Origin of the sequence: Nocardiopsis baichengensis YIM 90130 (genome assembly GCF_000341205.1) — a bacterium.
GTDB lineage: Bacteria > Actinomycetota > Actinomycetes > Streptosporangiales > Streptosporangiaceae > Nocardiopsis_A > Nocardiopsis_A halophila.
In genome coordinates, this window is sequence record NZ_ANAS01000027.1 from 32,037 (window position 1) to 51,625 (window position 19,589).

A 19,589-nucleotide genomic window follows, 5' to 3' on the forward strand; every position below is an offset into this window, starting at 1 on the left:
CCGGGCGAACCCGGGGCTCTCTTCGAACCTTACGCGAGCCTCAGGAGTCGGGGTTCTCCCCGCCCGTCCCGGTGTCGCCGTCCTCGGCCTCCCCGGCGCCCTCGGCGTCGTCCGGGGCCTCCGCGTCGGCCTCGGCGTTGCGGGCCACCGCCACCACGTGGCTGCCCTTGTCGAGGTTGACCAGGCGCACGCCCATGGTGGCGCGCCCCGACTGCTTGATCTCCGCACTGCGGGTGCGGATCACCCCGCCGACCGAGGTGATCGCGAAGACCTCGTCCTCCTCCGGGTGGACCATCACCGCGCCGACCAGCCCGCCGCGCTGCTCGACCACCTTGGCGGTGAGCACGCCCTTGCCTCCCCGGTTCTGCACCGGGTACTGGTCGGACGGCGTGCGCTTGGCGTACCCGCCCTCGGTGGCCACCAGGACGTCGATGGGGCCGTCGCTCTGCCGGATGACGTCCATGCTCAGCAGGTGCGCGTCCTCGGTGAACCGCATCCCGATCACGCCGCTGGTCGCCCGCCCCATCGGGCGCAGGGACTCGTCGGTGGCCGAGAACCGGATCGCCTGCGCGTCGCTGCTGATCAGCAGCAGGTCGTCGGTGGGGAAGACGAGCCGGGCGGCGATCAGCTCGTCGCCCTCGCGCAGGTTGATCGCGATGATGCCGGCCGAGCGCGCCGAGTCGAAGTCCTCCAGACGGGACTTCTTGACCAGCCCGTCGCGGGTGGCCAGCACCAGGTACGGCGCGACGTCGTACCCGCGCAACGCCATGACCTGCGCGATCTCCTCGTCGGGCTGGAACTCCATCATGTTGGCCACGTGCTGGCCGCGGGCGTCGCGCGCGGCCTCCGGCAGCTCGTAGGCCTTCGCCCGGTACACCCGGCCCTTGTTGGTGAAGAACAGGATCCAGTGGTGGGTGGAGGTGACGAAGAAGTGCTGGACGATGTCGTCCTGCTTGAGCTGCGCCCCCCGCACGCCCTTGCCGCCGCGCTTCTGCGCCCGGTAGCCGTCCAGCCGGGTGCGCTTGGCGTAGCCGCCGCGGGTGATGGTGACCGCGACGTCCTCCTCGGCGATGAAGTCCTCCATGCGCATGTCGCCCTCGAAGGGGACGATGTGCGTCTTGCGGTCGTCGCCGTACTTCTCCACGACCTCGGTGAGCTCGTCGCGGATGATGGAGCGCTGGCGCTCCGGCGAGGCCAGGATGGCGTTGTAGTCCTCGATCTGCGCCATCAGCTCGTCGTACTCGGCGGTGAGCTGCTGCCGTTCCAGGGCCGCCAGCTTGCGCAGCTGCATGTCGAGGATCGCGCGCGCCTGCACGTCGTCGATCTCCAGCAGCTCCATCAGGCCCGACTTGGCCTCGTCGGCCGAGGCGCTGGAGCGGATGAGCGCGATCACGTCGTCGATCCGGTCGATCGCCCGCAGCAGCGCGCGCAGGATGTGCGCCCGCTCCTCGGCCTTGCGCAGCAGGAACTTGGTGCGGCGGACCACGACCTCGATCTGGTGCGCCACCCAGTGCCGGATGAGCTGGTCCAGGCGCAGGGTGCGGGGCACCCCGTCGACCAGCGCCAGCATGTTGGCGCCGAAGGTCTCCTGCAGCTGGGTGTGCTTGAACAGGTTGTTCAGCACCACCTTGGCGACCGCGTCCCGCTTGAGCACGATCACCAGCCGCTGGCCGGTGCGCCCGGAGGTCTCGTCCTTGACGTCGGCGATCCCGCTGACCCGGCCGTCCTTGACCAGCTCGGCGATCTTCAGCGCCAGGTTGTCCGGGTTGACCTGGTAGGGCAGCTCGGTGACGACGAGCACCTGGCGGCCACGGGAGTCCTCGTCGATCTCCACCACCGCGCGCATGGTGATCGAGCCGCGGCCGGTGCGGTAGGCCTCCTCGATGCCGCGGCGGCCCACGATCTGCCCGCTGGTGGGGAAGTCCGGGCCCTTGATCCGCGCGATGAGGGCCTCGAGCAGCTCCTCGTCGTCGGTCTCGGGGTGGTCCAGGTACCAGTTGACGCCGTCGGCCACCTCGCGCAGGTTGTGCGGCGGGATGTTGGTGGCCATCCCGACCGCGATCCCGGCCGAGCCGTTGACCAGCAGGTTGGGGAAGCGGGCGGGCAGGACCTCGGGCTCGGAGGAGCGGCCGTCGTAGTTGGGGCGGAAGTCGACGGTGTCCTTCTCGATGTCCCGCAGCATCTCCATGGCCAGCGGGGCGAGCTTGCACTCGGTGTAGCGCATGGCCGCCGCCGGGTCGTTGCCCGGCGAGCCGAAGTTGCCGTTGCCGTCGACCAGCGGCATCCGCATCGACCAGGGCTGGGCCAGCCGGACCAGGGTGTCGTAGATGGCGCTGTCGCCGTGCGGGTGGTAGTTGCCCATCACGTCGCCGACGACGCGGGCGCACTTGAAGTAGCCGCGGTCGGGGCGGTAGCCGCCGTCGTACATGGCGTAGAGGACCCGCTGGTGCACCGGCTTCAGGCCGTCGCGCACGTCGGGCAGGGCGCGGCCGACGATCACCGACATCGCGTAGTCGAGGTAGCTGCGCTGCATCTCGACCTGGATGTCCACGGGCTCGACCCGCTGGGCGACGCCGCCGGTCTCGTCGGGCTCCGGTTCCTGCGGGGTATTCGCATCCGTCACGGGATGTCGAACCTTTCTGCTGAGACTTGTCGGGCCTGCCTGTGGGGGAGCGCCCCGGTCAGATGTCCAGGAACCGGACGTCGCGGGCGTTGCGCTGGATGAACGAGCGGCGCGACTCCACGTCCTCGCCCATCAGCACGCTGAACATCTCGTCGGCCTGGGCCGCGTCGTCCAGCGTGACCTGCAGCAGCAGGCGGCTGGCCGGGTCCATGGTGGTCTCCCACAGCTCGTTGGCGTTCATCTCGCCCAGACCCTTGAAGCGCTGCACCAGGTCGCGCGGGCGCGGGTCCTTCTTGCCCTGGGCGACCCCGCGGGCGATGACCTCGTCCCGCTCGCGGTCGCTGAAGACGTAGTTCACGTCGTTGCCGCGGGTGTCCCACTTGACCTTGTAGAGCGGGGGCATGGCCAGGTAGACGTGGCCGGCCTCGATCAGCGGCTTCATGAACCGGAAGAGCAGGGTGAGCAGCAGCGTCCGGATGTGCTGGCCGTCGACGTCGGCGTCGGCCATCAGGATGATCTTGTGGTACCGGAGCTTGTCGATGTCGAAGTCGTCGTGGATCCCGGTGCCCAGGGCGGTGATGATCGCCTGGACCTCGTTGTTCTTCAGGATCCGGTCGATCCGCGCCTTCTCCACGTTCAGGATCTTGCCGCGGATCGGCAGGATCGCCTGGTACAGGGGGTCGCGGCCGCCCTTGGCCGAACCGCCGGCCGAGTCGCCCTCGACGATGTAGACCTCGGACTTCTCCGGCTCGGTGGACTGGCAGTCCGACAGCTTGCCGGGCAGCGAGGTGGACTCCAGCAGCGTCTTGCGCCGGGTCAGGTCCCGCGCCTGGCGGGCCGCGATGCGGGCGCGCGCCGCCTGGCTGGCCTTGGAGACGATGTCCTTGGCCTCACCCGGGTTGCGCTCGAACCAGTCGCGCACGTGCTCGTGGGTGACCCGCTGCACGAAGGACTTGGCCTCGGTGTTGCCCAGCTTGGTCTTGGTCTGGCCCTCGAACTGGGGGTCCGCCAGCTTGACCGAGATGATCGCGGTCAGGCCCTCGCGGATGTCGTCGCCGGTGAGGTTGTCGTCCTTCTCCCGCAGCAGCTTCTGGTCGCGCGCGTAGCGGTTGACCACCGAGGTGAGCGCCGTGCGGAAGCCCTCCTCGTGGGTGCCGCCCTCCGCCGTGTTGATGGTGTTGGCGAAGGTGTGCACCGAGGAGGTGTAGGACTGGTTCCACTGCATGGCGATCTCGACCGAGATGCCCTCGCCGTCCTCCTCGAAGTCGATGATGGAGGCGTGCGACGGCTCCTTCTTGGCGTTGATGTGCCGGACGAAGTCGACCAGGCCGTCCTCGTAGTGGAAGGTCTGCACGACCGGGCCGTCGGCGAGGAACTCCGGCCGCTCGTCCCGCAGGGTGATGGACAGCCCCTTGTTGAGGAAGGCCATCTCCTGCATGCGGCGGGCCAGCGTCTCGAAGCTGTAGGTGGTGGTCTCGAAGATCGTCGGGTCGGCCCAGAAGGTGATCTGGGTGCCGGTCTCGGCGGTCTCCTCGCCCTTGGCCACGTCCGCGGTGGGCCGGGTCACCTCGTAGTGCTGGCGCCACACGTGGCCGTCCCGGCGGACCTCGGCTTCCAGCCGGCTGGACAGCGCGTTGACCACGGAGACGCCCACGCCGTGCAGGCCGCCGGAGACCGCGTAGGACTTGCCGTCGAACTTGCCGCCCGCGTGCAGCGTGGACAGCACCAGCTCCAGCGCCGGCCGCTTCTCCACCGGGTGGAGGTCGACGGGGATGCCGCGCCCGTTGTCGGCGACGCGGACGCCGCCGTCGGCCATCAGGGTCACCTCGATGGCATCGGCGTGGCCGGCCAGCGCCTCGTCGACCGAGTTGTCCACCACCTCGTAGACCAGGTGGTGCAGACCCCGCTCACCGGTGGAGCCGATGTACATGCCGGGGCGCTTGCGTACCGCCTCGAGCCCTTCCAGAACCGTGATCGATCGAGCATCGTAGGCCAAGTGGGAACACCCTCCTGCTGGGGGACGCCATTGCGGTCGGTCCGCCCCCGCGCGCGAGGGGGATCAGCGGGGACGGGCGGCTCCGGGAGGAGGGCACGCACGCCGCACCACCGCCGGACCCCGCTCACCACCCCTTGATCCCGCCACCCTCGTCTGGGGTGAGCCGTACCGGCGAAAGCGTCCGAAGAACCGTCTCCATGATACCGCGCGCACCGCAGGAAAGTGGCATCAGAGACGCTGTGGCGCCCCACAACGCGCGAACGGAATGGGACCCGACTCCCTACACGCGTCCCCCCGTGCCGACGAATCCGGGAGCGGTTCAGGACTCTTGGCGGGGTCGCCGCCCGGCCCCCGGCCGGTCACCCGGCGACTACCGGCCGGTCACCGTGCGCGCAGCCGCCCGGCGCCGCGCCCCCGGCCCGGGCCGTTCACCTTGATCGTGTGCACCGTGCCCTGGCCGAGCTCCTCGTTGAGGCGGCGGATCAGGTCCCGGGCCATGGCGCGCGCGTGCGCGGCCATGGTGGCCGACTCGGCGGCCACCACCAGCTCGCCCCCCTCGTAGGAGACGGGGCGCAGGTGCTGGGCGTTGAACTCGCCGACGATCTCGCTCCAGCGGCCGAACACCCCGCCGACCGCCACCTGCTCGGCGTACCCGCGCTCGGCCAGCCATGCCCGCACGGCCTCGCCGAAGGGCTGGGGGTCGCGGCGCGACCGCACGCGGCCCCGGCGCCGCTGCTGCGGCCGCGGGCCGGGGGAGGCGCCCCGCTCCCGTGCGGCGGCGCGGGCCTGGGCCAGCGCCTGGCGGGCCAGGTCGATGCCGCTGGGGGAGGGGGCGGCGCTCGCGCCCTCGTCGTCAGTCACGCTCGACCTCCCCCTCGCGCACGCGGAACCGCGCCCCGCGCAGCTCCTCGGGGATGTCCTCGGGGACGGCGGCGCTGACCAGGACCTGCTCGCAGTGGGCCACGTGCTCGGCCAGCCGGCGCCGCCGGGCGGCGTCCAGCTCGGAGAAGACGTCGTCGAGGATGAGCACCGGGTCCTCGCCGTCGGCGCGCAGCAGCTCATAGGCGCTGAGCCGGAGCGCCAGCGCGAAGGACCACGACTCGCCCTGGGAGGCGTAGCCCTTGGCGGGCATGTCGTCCAGGGCCAGCACCAGGTCGTCGCGGTGCGGGCCGACCAGACTGACCCCGCGCTGCAGCTCCTGGTGGCGCGCGTCGGCCAGGGCGGCGCGCAGCACCGCGGCCAGGTGGTCGCGGTCGGCGGCCAGGTCGGGGGCGTCCGGGTCGGCCGAGGAGCGGTAGCGCAGCGCCGGGGCTCCGTCCGACCCGGCCAGCTCGGCATAGGCCTTGGCCACCAGCGGCTGCAGCTCGGCGGTGAGCGCCAGGCGCCCGGCGAGCAGTTCGGCGCCGGCGGTGACCAGGTGCTCGTCCCACACGTCCAGGGTCGACAGGTCGACCTCCTGGCGCTTGAGGTAGCGGGCCGAGGCCGACTTCAGCAGGGCGTTGCGCTGCTTGAGGACCCGCTCGTAGTCCGAGCGGACCGCGGCGAAGCGCGGGGCCCGGGAGACCAGCAGCTCGTCCAGGAACCGCCGGCGGTCCCCGGGGTCGCCCTTGACCAGGGCCAGGTCCTCGGGGGCGAAGAGCACGGTGCGCAGCACGCCCAGCACCTCGCGGGGGCGGGTGGCGGGGGAGCGGTTGAGCCGGGCCCGGTTGGCCTTGCCGGGGTTGATCTCCAGCTCGACCACCGCCCGCCGCTCACCGGCGACCACCGCGCAGCGGACCACGGCCCGCTCGGCGCCGCGGCGCACCAGCGGGGCGTCGGCCGAGACGCGGTGGCTGCCCAGCGTGGCCACGTACCCGATCGCCTCGACCAGGTTGGTCTTGCCCTGCCCGTTGGGGCCGACGAAGGTGCTGACGCCCGGCTCCAGCTCCAGGAGGGCGGACTCATAGGAGCGGAAATCGGCCAGTTGCAGGTGCGAGACGTACATCCGGCCTCTCCCTCCTACGAGCACCGGGGGCCGGCGCCCCCGGCGTTCCCGGGTTTCACGTGAAACGGCGCGGCTCAGCTGCGCGGGGTGCGCGCCGGGTCGTCGGTGGCCGTGGCCACGGCGTGCCCGCCGAACTGGTTGCGCAGGGCGGCGATCACCTTCATCGCGGGGCTGTCCTCCTGCCGGGAGGCGAAGCGCGCGTAGAGGGCCGCGGTGATGGCCGGGGCCGGGACCGCGTGGTCCACGGCGGCCTGGACGGTCCAGCGCCCCTCGCCGGAGTCCTGCGCGTATCCGCGCAGCCCCTCCAGCTCCGGGTCCTCCTCCAGCGCCCGCACCAGCAGGTCGAGCAGCCAGGAGCGGACCACGGTCCCCTCGCGCCAGCTGTCGAAGGTGCCCGGGACGTCGTCGACGATGTCGGAGGCCTGCATGAGCTCGAAGCCCTCGGCGAAGGCCTGCATCATGCCGTACTCGATCCCGTTGTGCACCATCTTGACGAAGTGCCCGGCGCCGACGCCGCCGGCGTGCACGAAGCCGCCGCCCTCGTCCGGGGTGAGCGCGTCGAAGACCGTCCGCACCCGCGCGACGTCCTCGGGCGCCCCGCCGACCATGATGCCGTAGCCGTTCTCCCGGCCCCAGACGCCGCCGCTGACCCCGGTGTCGAGGTAGTGCACGCCCTTGGCCTTGAGGACGTCGGCGTGCTCACGGTCCTTGACGTAGTGCGAGTTGCCGCCGTCGATGACCAGGTCGCCCTCGTCCAGCAGGCCGCCCAGCTCCTCGACGGCGCCGTCGGTGGCCTCGCCCGCGGGGACCATCAGCCACACCGTGCGGGGGGCCTCCAGGCGCTCGACCAGCTCGGCGAGGCCGCCCACGTCGCTCACGGCGGGGTCGAAGTCGAACCCGACCACCTCGTGGCCCTTGTCCCGCAGCCGCGCGGCCATGTTGCCGCCCATCTTGCCCAGGCCGACCATGCCCAGCTTCATCGTGACTCCCCCTAGGACCCTGTTCGTCCCCGGCCGTCGCCGGGGCTGGAATACCGGCCCCCGGCTCAGCCGGAGAGCCGCACCGGCATGATGAGGTACCGGTAGTCGGAGGCGGCGGACTCGTCGGCGGGCTTGCCGGAGATGATGGCGGGCTTGGTCGAGGTGGTGAACTGCAGCCGGGCGATGTCGGAGTCGACCGCGCCCAGCCCGTCCAGCAGGAAGGACGAGTTGAAGGCGATCTGGATCTCCTCGCCCTCCAGGGACGCGTCCAGCACCTCGACGGCCTGTGCCTCGTCACCGGTCCCGGCCTCCAGGACCAGGCGGTCCTCGCCGAAGGCGAGCCGCAGGGGGGTGTTGCGCTCGGCGACCAGCGACACGCGCTTGACCGCCTCGATGAACTCGGACTTGTTGATCTCGGCGACCGAGTTGAAGGAGTCCGGCAGCAGGGCGCGGTACTTGGGGAACTCCCCGTCCAGCAGCCGGGTGGTGGTGCGGCGGCCGCCGCCCTCGAAGCCGATCATCCCCTCGGCGTTCTCGCCGGTGGACAGCGCGATGGACACCTCGGCGCCGGAGGTGAGCGACTTGGCGGTGTCCGCCAGGGTCTTGGCGGGGACCAGGGCGACCGCGGAGACGCCGGGGTCCTGCGGCGTCCAGGTGATCTCGCGCACGGCCAGGCGGTAGCGGTCGGTGGAGGCCAGCGTCAGGGTGTCGCCCTCGATCTCCACCCGCACGCCGGTGAGCATCGGCAGGGTGTCGTCGCGGCCGGCGGCCACGGCCACCTGGGCCACCGCGGCCGCGAAGACGTCGCTGCCGACGGACCCGGTCTGCCCGGGCATGTCCGGCAGGGTCGGGTAGTCCTCCACAGGCAGGGTCAGCAGTGTGAACTTCGCGCTGCCGCAGGAGACCGTCACCTTCGCGCCGTCGGTCGCGATCTCCACCGTCTGTGGAGGAAGGTTGCGGGTGATCTCGGCGAGGAGGCGGCCGGAGACCAGGCAGGTGCCGGGCTCCTCGATCTCGATGTCCACCGACACCTGCGCGGAGACCTCGTAGTCGAAGCTGGACAGCCGCAGCCGCTGGCGGCCCTGGTCCTCGGAGGCGTCCAGCAGCATCCCGGCGAGCACCGGCACCGAGGGGCGGACCGGCAGGCTGCGCGCCGTCCAGGCGACGGCGTCCGCGAGTACGTCGCGTTCGACCCGGAACTTCACTTTCCGACTCACTCTCCTCGAAGGCGTCTGCTGACCCCAGTGAGCGGTGGGGCGTGGAGACGGCGCGGGCTCACCTCGGGGACGGCTTCACACGGTACCCGCATTCACCGCCCTGCGCTGCCCGCAACACCTGACCGGTGGAGGGGGCCCAGCGGCGTGCGGGAGGCCGGGAGGCGCTCATCCACAGATCGGGCCCGAACCTGATTTTGAAGCCTCATGGGGTTTAACAAGGGGAGCCGTAATAGTAGGGGCTGTGGACAGTGTGGATAGAGGTCCTTTGCGCAGGTCAGACCGGAGATTTTTGTCCACCGGGGTTGTGGGCGGCGGTTGTGGAGAACGCGCGCGGCTGTGGAGGCCGCTCGGGCGTGCACAGGTTCTCCCCGGGTTATCCACCCCTCGTCCACCGGTTGTCCACGGCTTACCCACAGGGGCGGTGGACCGGGGCGGAGCGGCGTCCGCACACCGTCAACAGGCCGTCCCCAGCCTGCCCACAGGAATCCGGGGGTCGTCCCCAGGGTTGTCCACGGGTTGTCCACAGAAAAAGGGCCGCCCCTGGGGAAACAACGTCCGGATCCGGCCGTGCGGCAGGGGATCCGGCCCCCGAGGCGGCCCGGAAAAGCTGCGGTCGCCGGGCGCGTCACCCGTTGCGCGACTCCTGCTTGATGCGGTTGGTGAGCTCGGTCACCTGGTTGTAGATCGAGCGGCGCTCGGCCATCAGCGAGCGGATCTTGCGGTCGGCGTGCATCACCGTGGTGTGGTCGCGGCCGCCGAACTGCTGGCCGATCTTGGGCAGCGACAGGTCGGTGAGCTCCCGGCACAGGTACATCGCGATCTGCCGGGCGGTCACCAGCACCCGCGAGCGGGAGGTGCCGCACAGGTCCTCGGTGGTGAGCCCGAAGTAGGAGGCGGTCTGCGCCATGATCGCCGAGGCGGTGATCTCGGGGCCCTCGTCGTCGGGGATCAGGTCCTTGAGCACGATGCCGGTCAGGTGCAGGTCCACCGACTGCCGGTTGAGGCTGGCGAAGGCGGTGACCCGGATCAGCGCGCCCTCCAGCTCCCGGATGTTGGTGGAGATCTTGCTGGCGATGAACTCCAGCACCTCGGGCGGGGCGGCCAACCCCTCCTGGGCGGCCTTCTTGCGCAGGATGGCGATCCGGGTCTCCAGCTCGGGCGGCTGGACGTCGGTGATCAGGCCCCACTCGAACCGGTTGCGCAGCCGGTCCTCCAGGGTGACCAGCTGCTTGGGCGGCCGGTCGCTGGAGATGACGATCTGCTTGTTGGAGTTGTGCAGGGTGTTGAAGGTGTGGAAGAACTCCTCCTGCGTCTGCTCCTTGTTCTCCAGGAACTGGATGTCGTCCACCAGGAGTACGTCGATGTCCCGGTAGCGGCGCCGGAAGCCGTCGGCCTTGCCGTCCCGGATGGAGTTGATGAACTCGTTGGTGAACTCCTCCGAGCTCACGTAGCGCACCCGGGCCCCGTCGTAGAGCCGCTGGGTGTAGTGGCCGATCGCGTGCAGCAGGTGGGTCTTGCCCAGCCCCGATCCGCCGTAGATGAACAGCGGGTTGTAGGCCTTGGCCGGCGCCTCGGCGACGGCGACCGCGGCCGCGTGGGCGAAGCGGTTGCTGGCGCCGATGACGAAGGTGTCGAAGGTGTACTTGGGGTTCAGCCGCGCGGGCTCGGCCGAGGTGTGCGGCTGGTTGCCGCCCTCGGTGTCCGGCGGGCTGGGCGCCGGCGGCGGCGGGACCGGGCCGTCACCGGAGGCCGGGGCCTCCGCGCCCGGCCCCTCGGTCCCGCCGGCCGGGGACGGCTGTGCCTCCGCGGCCGGCTCCCAGCGGCCCTGCTCCCAGGCCGGGGCCGACGGCTCCTCCCAGGGTGACCGTTCCCACTGGGGCTGCCGCCGCTCTTCCCACCCCTGTGGACGGCCCGACTGAGGGGCCTGCTGACCGTGGTTCCCTTGTGGCCCCTGCTGCCCCTGCTGCCCCTGCTGCCCCTGCTGCCCTTGGTGGCCCTGCTGGCCCTGCGGGCCGGGCGCGTCCCAGGCGGGCTGCTCCCACTGGGGCCGGTCCCAGGATCCCTGGGGCGGACGGCCCTGCTGCTCAGGGGAGGGGTGCTCCCACTGGGCCGGGGCGCCGTGGTCCCAGGGGCGGTGGTCGCGAGGGGAGGAGTCCCACTGCTGGGGGCGCTGTTCCCATTGCGCGGGCGGGGGACCGGCGAGCAGGTCCTCGCCGGGCGGCTCGGCGCCCTGGTCGCGGTGGGCGGACTCACTCCGTCCATAGGGCTGTGGATGGCCGCGCGCGGGTTCGGGGCGGCCGAACTGCCCGTCGGGCAGGGCCTCCGAGGGCGGGGGAGCGGGCAGATCGGCCGGGGCGGGGCCGTTCTCCGGGGCCGGGCGCTCCTCCTCGTCCGGACGGGGGGCCGACGGGGCGGGCCGCGTGCCCTGCGGGGACGGCGGCTGGGCCGGCGAGGGCGGGGGCGGCGGGTTCTGCGCGGACGGGGGCTGGGGGGCCGGCGACGGGGCGGGCTGCACGGCCGTGGGGTCCACCGTCACCGCCACCCGGATCTCCCGGCCGAGCTCGGCGGAGAGGGCCCGGCTGATGCTCTCCCGCAGCCGGGTCTCCAGGATCTCCTTGGCGAAGTCGTTCGGCGCGGCCAGCAGCGCGGTGTCCTCGATCAGGCCCAGCGGCCGGGTCTGCAGGAACCACGCCCGCTGGTGCGGGGGCAGCGCGTTGCTGTCCAGCCCGTCCAGGACGCTGGACCACACCACCGCGAGGTTGACCTGCGCCTCAGACACGGTGCCCTGCCATGGTTCGTCCCCTTCTCGGCGGTCGGCTGCTCGGCGGTGCCCGGGCCCCGCGCGTGCGGGCCGGACGCCCCATTGTCCCGGTCGTCCCGGCCCCTGTGGACCGGGGAGTCGTGGGTCCCCTCCTTGTGGGCGGAGCGGGGGTTCGCTGTGGATTGCCTGTGCACGGAGCGTCGGCCGGGTGCCCGCGCCGTGTTCGGGACCGGCCGCCCGCTTTCCACAGGGTGGGGGCGGTGTCCACAAGTTGTGCACCGGTTCGTTCACAGGCCAGGCCGGGATGGGCGGGAACCGCAGGTTGTCCACAATTCCCTGTTCACCCTGGGTAGTGACCTGGGGGCGGCCGGGTGGGCGCCGCGCGGGCCGACGCTCCGGAGGGCCGATCGCCCCGGCTCCACGTTATCCACAGCTTAGGGGTGTGTGGGGGATCTTCCACCGCTGTGGACAGCGCGTCGTCCACAACCGGTGGGTAGTGTGGAAACCGCGCGGCCGCAGGGTCTTCGGCCTCCCGCCCGCATGCGTCCTTCCAGGTGGGCACCGGCGGCCGATTTGACCGGGGACGGGCACGGCCGTATCTTCTTTATGCTTAAGTCGCTACCGGAATGCGCCCCGCTCGGCGCGGAGCATCCGGCGAGCGGCGCGAGCGGGCGATGTTCCTGAGCCTCGGACGTCCCCGCGACGTTGTTGAGCAGGACATGTGCGGCCCGCATCGCGGTACCGCGCGCAAGCACTTCTCTAAGACGCCCCTGGAGCCCAGCAGTGAGTAAGCGTACGTTCCAGCCGAACAACCGGCGCCGTGCCAAGGTCCACGGTTTCCGGCTGCGCATGCGGACCCGCGCCGGCCGTGCCATCATCGCGTCCCGTCGCAAGAAGGGGCGCGCGCGCCTGACCGCGAGCCACTGACCCACGGCTCAGCCGATGACTTCGGGACCGGTCTGCCCGCAGGCCGGTCCCCTTCTTGTGTTCGAGGACCGAACCCATGTTGTCGTCCCGCAACCGCATGCGGCGCAGCGCCGATTTCGGCCGCGTCATGCGACGGGGGCGGCGGGCCGGCCGTGACGCCCTGGGCGTCGTGCTGCTCCTGCCCCGCCCCGACGACCCGGACGCCGACGCCCGGCCCCGGGTCGGGTTCACCGTGAGCAAGGCGGTGGGGTCGGCGGTGGTGCGCAATCGGGTGCAGCGCCGCCTGCGCCACCTGATGCGCGACCGGATCGCCGACCTGCCTGCGGGTAGCCTGCTGGTAGTGCGGGCCAAACCCTTGGCCGCCCACGTTGGATACGACACTCTGGCCGAGCGGCTCGACGCCGCCCTCGCCGCGGTCCGGCGCCCCAAGAGCGGTGCGACACGCCGCCGCAAGGGACGGGGTGGGGGCGACGCCGCTCGCGCCGACGGAGATCAGCGGGCGGGTTCATGACCGACGACAGACCCCGGCCCCTTGCGCGGGCCCTCATCGTGCCCATCAGGGGGTACCAGCGGTTCGTCTCGCCGCTGTTCCCCCCGGTCTGTCGCTTCTACCCCTCCTGCAGCGCCTATGCGGTGCAGGCGCTCCAGGTACATGGAGCGCTGCGGGGGCTGTGGCTGGCCGTGCGCCGGATCGCGCGCTGCCACCCCTTCCATCCGGGCGGACTCGACCCGGTTCCCCCGCGCCCGGGGGCACGCGACCACCAACCGAGCGACACGGGAGAGGGCCCCGGCGCGTCCGGGACCGGATCCGCGAACCCGTCGCCGAACTGACATAAGAGGGAGTTGGCCGGTGCTGGACTGGCTGTACAACATCGTCGGGTGGGTGCTGATCCAGATCCACTCGGCCCTGACCTTCATCGGGTTCGACCCCGACGGCGGATGGGCGTGGGGCCTGTCCATCGTGCTGCTGACGGTCCTGATGCGGCTGATCATGGTCCCGCTGTTCGTGAAGCAGATGCACACGCAGCGGAAGATGCAGGACATGCAGCCGCAGCTGCAGAAGGTGAAAGAGCGCTACAAGAACGACAAGCAGCGCCAGCAGCAAGAGATGATGAAGCTCTACCAGGAGAGCGGGACCAACCCCATCATGGGTTGCCTGCCCCTGCTGCTGCAGATGCCGGTCTTCTTCTCCCTGTTCAGCGTCCTGCGCTCGGTCGCCCAGGGCGAGGCGCAGTACGGCTTCACCGAGAACCTGGTGGAGAGCGCCCGCGGCGCCCTCATCTTCCACGTCCCGGTCGCCGCCCAGTTCACCAGCTCCTCGGCCGAGCTGGAGAGCTACGGCTCCGACCCGGTGGTCGCCAAGATCGTCATCGTCATCGCCTGTGTGATCATGGGGACGACGACCTTCCTCACCATGCGCCAGAGCATGAAGCGCACCACGGTGCAGATGGCCGACAACCCGATGGCGCAGTCGCAGAAGATCATGATGTACCTGGCGCCGGCCTTCGGTCTCTTCGGTCTGGGCATGCCGATCGGTGTGTTGGTCTACTGGGTCACCTCCAACCTGTGGACCATGGGGCAGCAGCACCTGATGTACCGCAAGTTCCCCGCTCCCGGGAGCGAGGAGGCCAAGGCCGGTGCGGCCGCGGGCGGGGCGTCGGGCGCCGCCAACGGGTCGGCCAAGGGCCTTCTGGGCAAACGCAAGGAGAGCGCCCCGGAACCGGTGGAAGAGCCTAAGATCGAGCGTAAGCAGCCGAAGAAGCAGCCCCGGGCGAAGCGCGGCGGCGGCGGTCGTCCGAAGAAGTAGGGCAGTCCCGGCCGACCCGGCCGGGCACGCCGTCCGGGCGCAGGCGAGACGCCCCAGAAGCGCGCGGTCGGCGGGATCGCGAACGTGAGGAGACAGCACGCTGTGAGCAACGGCAACACCGACGCCCCCGAGGAGAGCGGCGGCAGCGTCGCGGTGGCGGACGCGCCCGAAGAGACGATCGACATCGAGGCCCTGGAGAACGAGGGCGACGTGGCCGCCGACTACATCGAGGGGCTGCTCGACATCGCCGACTTCGACGGCGACATCGACATGGACGTCGAGGGCGACCGTGCGGTGGTCTCGGTGGTCGGGGCCACGCTGGACGAGCTCATCGGCGAGAACGGCGAGGTGCTCGAGGCGCTTCAGGAGCTCACCCGGCTGGCGGTGCACCGCAGCACCGGCAATCGGAGCCGGCTCATGCTGGACGTCGGGGGCTGGCGCGAGGGCCGGCGCAGTGAGCTGCGCACCCTGGGCTCGGAGGCGGCCGCCGAGGTGCAGAAGAGCGGGGAGAGCAAGGCGCTGGAGCCGATGACCCCGTTCGAGCGCAAGGTCGTGCACGACGCGGTGGCCGACGCCGGGCTCACGAGTGAGTCCGAGGGTGAGGAGCCCTACCGCTATGTGGTGGTGCTCCCCGGCGACTGAGCGTCCGCGCGACGTTTCACGTGAAACTCGGGCGCCCCTCACACATAGGATGTGGGGGGCGCCTCTTGCTGTCCGGACCCACGCGGGCCGACCGCGCCCCGCTGACGACCGTCGCGCCGCCTCACGCCCCGTGCGGCCGCGTCCCAGCGCCGAAGTGCCGCAGTGCCGCAACGATGCGGACGCCGTGGGGGAGAAGTCGACAGGGCGACCGGCCGACATGTCCGTTGATCGATTCGGCGAGAGGCCAATAGGCGGACACGCCGACCGGCGCGCGGAGCGCCGGGGTGACGGGGCGGCGGCGAGACCATGGGAGAGACCAAGGTGGTGACAGATGACCTCCGGCGCTGACCATCGCACGGTTCCGCCCGAAACGGCGGTCGCGCTGTTCGGGGATCGGGCCGAGACGGCCGCGCGGTTTGCGGACCTGCTCGCCGGTGCGGGGGTGGAGCGGGGTCTCATCGGGCCGCGGGAGGTGCCGCGGCTGTGGGACCGGCACATCCTCAACTGCGCCGTGGTGGAGGAACTGGTCCCGCAGGACGCCGACCTCGTCGACGTGGGGTCCGGGGCCGGGTTGCCCGGGGTGGTGCTCGGTATCCTCCGGCCCGACATCTCGGTGGTGCTGCTGGAGCCGCTGCTGCGGCGGACCGTGTTCCTCCGCGAGGTGGTCCAGACCCTGGAACTGGAGAACGTCCGCGTCCTCCGGGGGCGGGCCGAGGACCAGAAGGGCCTCAAGGCCGACATCGTCACCGCCCGGGCGGTGGCCCCGCTGACCCGGTTGGCCGGGTGGGCGCTGCCGCTGCTGCGCAAGAACGGGAGCCTGCTCGCGCTGAAGGGGGAGCAGGCGGAAAGTGAACTGGAGTCGGCGCGCGGGGAATTGTCGGCGCTGCGCCCCTGCGCCGCCGATGTGATCCGGGTGGGGAGCGGTAAAGTCGATCCCGCTACCACGGTCGTTCGTGTCACGGTGACGTCCGAGACCGAGCGTCCGCACCCGTCGCGACGCGCCGCGGCCGGAAGGAAGAAGCGCGGACGGAAGAGGTGAACTCATTCGTGCCCGAGAACCACACCGATGGCGGCGTCGATGTTTCACGTGAAACGCCGAGCTGGTCGCCCCGAGACCTGCACCCTGATGGCCCTGTTTCACGTGAAACCGGATCCGGCGCCGATGACCCGGGCGCTCCCGCCGAAGACCTCGATACGCCCATAGCGCGCGCTGCCCAGGCCGCGATGAGCGTGCGCGGTTACGGAGACGACATCTGGCCCCGCCCGCAGAACTGCCGCGTGATCGGCGTCGCCAACCAGAAGGGCGGCGTCGGCAAGACCACCACGACCGTGAACCTCGCCGCCTCGCTGGCGATGCACGGTCAGCGCGTGCTGGTGGTCGACCTGGACCCGCAGGGCAACGCCTCCACCGCACTGGGGATGGAGCGCGACCAGGACGCCCGCACCATCTACCACTGCCTGATCGAGGACGCCGGGCTGCGGGATCTGGCCCGCCCGGTCCCGGGAATCCCCGACCTGTGGTGCGTCCCCGCCACCATCGACCTGGCCGGCGCCGAGATCGAACTGGTCTCGCTGGTCGCCCGGGAGGCGCGGCTCAAGCGCGCCCTGGGCGCCTATGACACCAGCGAGCTCGACTACATCCTCATCGATTGCCCGCCGTCACTGGGGCTGCTGACCGTGAACGCCATGGTCGCCGCCGAGGAGGTGCTCATCCCGATCCAGTGCGAGTACTACGCGCTGGAGGGGCTGGGGCAGCTGCTGCGCAATGTCGATCTGGTCAAGTCGCACCTCAATCCGTCGCTGGACATCTCCACCATCGTGCTGACCATGTACGACGGCCGCACCCGCCTGGCTTCACAGGTCGCCGACGAGGTCCGCCAACACTTCGGGGATCTGGTACTCAAGACATTGGTGCCCCGCAGTGTCCGCGTCTCCGAAGCGCCCAGCTACGGGCAGTCCGTGATGACCTACGATCCGGGATCCACCGGCGCGGTCGCCTATATGGAGGCCGCCCGGGAGATCGCCTACCGGGCCGAGGCGGGCGCCGGAGTCCAGTGAGGGTTCAGGAAGGGAGACGTCGGTGAGCCAGCAGCGGCGGGGTCTTGGTAAGGGGCTGGGGGCGCTGATCCCCCAGGGGCCGGCGGCCCCGGAGGAGGCGGCCGATGCCGCCGAGGACGGCGCGGCCGAACGCGCCGCCGTCGACGGAGCCTACCTGGAGGAGATCCCTCTCTCCACGGTGACGCCCAATCCGCGCCAGCCCCGGCAGCACTTCGACGAGGAGGCCTTGGACGAGCTGCGAGCGTCCATCGCCGAGGTGGGGCTGCTCCAGCCCATCGTGGTGCGCCGGCTCGGGCCGGACCGCTACGAGCTGATCATGGGGGAGCGGCGCTGGCGGGCCAGCAAGGAGGTCGGGCTCGACCGTATCCCCGCCATCGTCCGCGAGACCGGGGACGACGAGCTGCTGCGCGATGCGCTGCTGGAGAACCTGCACCGGCAGCAGCTCAACCCGTTGGAGGAGGCGGCCGCCTACCAGCAGCTGCTGGACGACTTCGGCACCACCCACGAGGAGCTGGCGCGGCGCATCGGGCGCTCCCGTCCGCACATCACGAACACCCTGCGGCTGCTCAACCTCTCGCCGGCGGTGCAGCGGCGGGTGGCCGCGTCGGTGATCAGCGCCGGGCACGCCCGGGCGCTGCTGTCGGTGGAGGACTCCGACACCCAGGACCGCCTCGCCCGTCGCATCGTGGAGGAGAGCCTGTCGGTCCGCGCGTTGGAGGAGCTGATCGCCCTCGGGGAGACCGAGGAGGAGAAGCCCAAGAAGAAGCAGGCGGCGCCGCGGAAGGCCGACCCTGAGATGGAGGAGCTGGCCGGACTGTTGTCCGACCGCTTCGACACGCGGGTGAAGGTCGACATGGGGCGCAGCAAGGGCAAGATCGTCGTCGAGTTCGCCACCAAGGAGGACCTGGAGCGGATCATCGCGGCGATGGCGCCGGAGAAGGAGTAGGACCGCGGCCCGGGGGCCTCCTGCCGATTTTCGTGCTCCGGCCGCCGGACCCACCGATGCGCCCCTGTCGCGTATCCCTGTCGATGCGACCACCTGCCGATGTGCCCGCATGCGGACGTGTCGACATGCCGTCCCGGGACGGCGTCCCCTCCGCGATGTTTCACGGGAAACATCGGCCCCAGGGATATCCGCGAATCCCTGCGGCGTACGCGATGCGCTGCCTAGACTCCTGAACCGCCGGGGCCATCGCCCCGGCCGAGGACCGGCCCTCCGCACGGCGGAGGGCCGGTCCTCGGTGTTCGAGAGGCGGGGGACGGGGTCCATGGTGCGTAGGCGGAGGCTGGTTGCGGCCGGTGCCGGTGCGGCGGCGCTGGTGCTGGGGGAACGGCTGCTCGGAGGCGGCTGGGGCGGAGCGTCGCAGGCGCTGGCGCGCGCGGTGCCGACGGCGGGGGAGCCGCCGTCGTTTCCCCGGACCGCAGTGGAGCGCGTCCCTGCGGCCGGTGGTCCGGTCGTCCCCGGACGCCCCTTCGACCACGTCGCCGTCGCCCCGGCCGACGGAGCGGGGGAGGGGCGGATGCGCTTCCTCGGGCCGGACGGTCCGGGGCCCTGGCACGAGGTCCGCCCCGGCGGGCACGGGTCGGACGCGGGCGAGGAAGGGGGCGCCCTGCTGCGTGCACCGTCGGGGGCCACCGGGTACGAGGTGGAACTGGAGGGCCAGGAGGCGGTCGAGACGACCGCCATCGACACGCGCACCGGCCGGAGGCGGCGGATGAGCGGTGAGGCGGACGGCCTCGTGGAGACCGGAGGGGTGCAGGGGGCGCTGCCCCTGCCCTACGTCACCCGCGCGGGATGGGGCGCCGACGAGGACCTGAGGCGGGGGAGCGACGGGACGGAGCGGTGGGCACCGGAGTTCCATCCGGTCCAGGTGGTCACCGTGCACCACGCCGCGATGCCGGTGGCCCGGGATCCGCGTGAGACGGTCCGCGCGATCTACTGGCTGCACACCGGGGAGAACGGCTGGGGCGACGTCGGGTACCACCTGTTGATCGACCCGGACGGGACGGTCTACGAGGGGCGGGCGACGGGCGGCCCGCTCCCGGTGTTCCAGGGGGCGCCGCTGCCGGGCTCCGCGCGGTGCGTCACCGGCGCCCACGCCGTCGGGCACAACTCCGGCAACATCGGGGTGTGCCTCCTGGGGGACTTCACCTCGGCCATGCCGACCCGGCAGGCCCGTGACGCGCTGGTGCGCGTGGTGCGGACGCTGTGCGCGCTGAGCGGGGTGGATCCGGCCGCCCGTGTCGACTACACGAACCCGGTGACCGGTGCCTCGCGGAAGGTGCACGCTGTCGCCATGCATCGCGACTGGGGAGGAACGGCCTGCCCGGGCGACGACTTCGCGGCCCGGTTCTGGGAGGTGCGCGAGCGTCTGGCATCCCCGGTCGGCTGACGTCGCGCCGATGCGCTGCGACGCCTGTGCGACGCGGACATGTCGACAGGGCGATAGGGCGATACGGCGACGCATCGGTCAGAGGCCCATCGGTCCGGCCGGGCCGGGGAAAGCGGCCGAGGTGCGCACGGGGAGGCTCTCAGATCCCCCAGGAGGGTCGAGGGGCCGTTCGTCCGCACAGGGAATACCTCAGGAGGTTCT

Annotated in this window: 16 protein-coding genes; 9 read left to right on the forward strand and 7 right to left on the reverse strand. The window is 71.5% G+C overall.

All coding sequences use genetic code 11. From position 1 onward, the window contains the following. Nucleotides 1–40: 40 nt before the first annotated feature. From gyrA to dnaA, 7 genes are all read right to left on the reverse strand, one after another. The gene (gyrA, locus tag C892_RS0120950) at nucleotides 41–2,623 is read right to left on the reverse strand and encodes a DNA gyrase subunit A (RefSeq protein ID WP_017539620.1); all 2,583 of its coding nucleotides are present in this window, start codon (nucleotides 2,621–2,623) and stop codon (nucleotides 41–43) included. A gap of 58 nt (nucleotides 2,624–2,681) precedes the next feature. After that, the gene (gyrB, locus tag C892_RS0120955; RefSeq protein WP_083934436.1) at nucleotides 2,682–4,619 is read right to left on the reverse strand and encodes a DNA topoisomerase (ATP-hydrolyzing) subunit B; all 1,938 of its coding nucleotides are present in this window, start codon (nucleotides 4,617–4,619) and stop codon (nucleotides 2,682–2,684) included. A gap of 381 nt (nucleotides 4,620–5,000) precedes the next feature. Beyond that, nucleotides 5,001–5,480: a DciA family protein gene (locus tag C892_RS0120960; protein WP_017558790.1), complete on the reverse strand. Its 480-nt coding sequence runs from the start codon at nucleotides 5,478–5,480 to the stop codon at nucleotides 5,001–5,003. Then, nucleotides 5,473–6,603, reverse strand: coding sequence for a DNA replication/repair protein RecF (gene recF, locus C892_RS0120965; protein WP_017539617.1), 1,131 nt, complete (start codon nucleotides 6,601–6,603; stop codon nucleotides 5,473–5,475). Before recF ends, C892_RS0120960 begins: the two co-directional genes overlap by 8 nt. A 74-nt stretch (nucleotides 6,604–6,677) precedes the next feature. Beyond that, the gene (gnd, locus tag C892_RS0120970) at nucleotides 6,678–7,583 is read right to left on the reverse strand and encodes a phosphogluconate dehydrogenase (NAD(+)-dependent, decarboxylating) (protein ID WP_017558791.1); all 906 of its coding nucleotides are present in this window, start codon (nucleotides 7,581–7,583) and stop codon (nucleotides 6,678–6,680) included. A gap of 65 nt (nucleotides 7,584–7,648) precedes the next feature. Continuing rightward, complete coding sequence (gene dnaN / locus C892_RS0120975) at nucleotides 7,649–8,788, reverse strand: DNA polymerase III subunit beta (protein ID WP_017558792.1); 1,140 nt, start codon at nucleotides 8,786–8,788, stop codon at nucleotides 7,649–7,651. Nucleotides 8,789–9,425: 637 nt separating this feature from the next. Continuing rightward, nucleotides 9,426–11,579: a chromosomal replication initiator protein DnaA gene (gene dnaA / locus C892_RS0120980; RefSeq protein ID WP_017558793.1), complete on the reverse strand. Its 2,154-nt coding sequence runs from the start codon at nucleotides 11,577–11,579 to the stop codon at nucleotides 9,426–9,428. A 765-nt stretch (nucleotides 11,580–12,344) separates the two neighbouring features. Between dnaA and rpmH the strand changes: the two genes are divergently transcribed. The 9 genes from rpmH to C892_RS0121015 all read left to right on the forward strand — a co-directional run bounded on the left by rpmH (nucleotide 12,345) and on the right by C892_RS0121015 (nucleotide 19,388). Further along, entirely contained in the window at nucleotides 12,345–12,488 is a 144-nt protein-coding gene (gene rpmH / locus C892_RS30805) for a 50S ribosomal protein L34 (RefSeq protein ID WP_083932661.1), read from the forward strand. A gap of 76 nt (nucleotides 12,489–12,564) precedes the next feature. Further along, the gene (rnpA, locus tag C892_RS0120985) at nucleotides 12,565–12,999 is read left to right on the forward strand and encodes a ribonuclease P protein component (protein ID WP_017558794.1); all 435 of its coding nucleotides are present in this window, start codon (nucleotides 12,565–12,567) and stop codon (nucleotides 12,997–12,999) included. Next, nucleotides 12,996–13,319, forward strand: a complete 324-nt coding sequence (gene yidD / locus C892_RS30810) for a membrane protein insertion efficiency factor YidD (protein WP_017539612.1) — start codon at nucleotides 12,996–12,998, stop codon at nucleotides 13,317–13,319. The genes rnpA and yidD overlap by 4 nt, the downstream gene beginning before the upstream one ends. A gap of 19 nt (nucleotides 13,320–13,338) precedes the next feature. Next, the gene (gene yidC, locus C892_RS0120990; protein WP_017539611.1) at nucleotides 13,339–14,295 is read left to right on the forward strand and encodes a membrane protein insertase YidC; all 957 of its coding nucleotides are present in this window, start codon (nucleotides 13,339–13,341) and stop codon (nucleotides 14,293–14,295) included. 153 nt (nucleotides 14,296–14,448) lie between these two features. Continuing rightward, nucleotides 14,449–14,937, forward strand: a complete 489-nt coding sequence (locus C892_RS0120995; RefSeq protein WP_026124528.1) for a Jag family protein — start codon at nucleotides 14,449–14,451, stop codon at nucleotides 14,935–14,937. 331 nt (nucleotides 14,938–15,268) lie between these two features. Next, nucleotides 15,269–15,976, forward strand: a complete 708-nt coding sequence (rsmG, locus tag C892_RS0121000; protein ID WP_017558796.1) for a 16S rRNA (guanine(527)-N(7))-methyltransferase RsmG — start codon at nucleotides 15,269–15,271, stop codon at nucleotides 15,974–15,976. A gap of 185 nt (nucleotides 15,977–16,161) precedes the next feature. Next, a complete protein-coding gene (locus C892_RS0121005) occupies nucleotides 16,162–16,995 on the forward strand; it encodes a ParA family protein (protein ID WP_017558797.1) in 834 nt (277 codons plus the stop codon). A 22-nt stretch (nucleotides 16,996–17,017) separates the two neighbouring features. Beyond that, nucleotides 17,018–17,941 (forward strand): ParB/RepB/Spo0J family partition protein, encoded by a 924-nt coding sequence (locus tag C892_RS0121010; RefSeq protein WP_017539607.1) that lies wholly within the window; start codon nucleotides 17,018–17,020, stop codon nucleotides 17,939–17,941. A 322-nt stretch (nucleotides 17,942–18,263) separates the two neighbouring features. Continuing rightward, nucleotides 18,264–19,388 (forward strand): peptidoglycan recognition protein family protein, encoded by a 1,125-nt coding sequence (locus C892_RS0121015; protein WP_040685535.1) that lies wholly within the window; start codon nucleotides 18,264–18,266, stop codon nucleotides 19,386–19,388. Nucleotides 19,389–19,589: the final 201 nt, after the last annotated feature.

Bases quoted from the DNA above. Each gene is read 5' to 3' on its own strand.
- recF (WP_017539617.1), bottom strand. From the start codon at position 6,603: ATGTACGTCTCGCACCTGCAACTGGCCGATTTCCGCTCCTATGAGTCC.
- gnd (WP_017558791.1), bottom strand. From the start codon at position 7,583: ATGAAGCTGGGCATGGTCGGCCTGGGCAAGATGGGCGGCAACATGGCC.
- rnpA (WP_017558794.1), top strand. From the start codon at position 12,565: ATGTTGTCGTCCCGCAACCGCATGCGGCGCAGCGCCGATTTCGGCCGC.
- yidD (WP_017539612.1), top strand. From the start codon at position 12,996: ATGACCGACGACAGACCCCGGCCCCTTGCGCGGGCCCTCATCGTGCCC.
- rsmG (WP_017558796.1), top strand. From the start codon at position 15,269: ATGACCTCCGGCGCTGACCATCGCACGGTTCCGCCCGAAACGGCGGTC.
- C892_RS0121005 (WP_017558797.1), top strand. From the start codon at position 16,162: ATGAGCGTGCGCGGTTACGGAGACGACATCTGGCCCCGCCCGCAGAAC.
- C892_RS0121015 (WP_040685535.1), top strand. From the start codon at position 18,264: ATGGTGCGTAGGCGGAGGCTGGTTGCGGCCGGTGCCGGTGCGGCGGCG.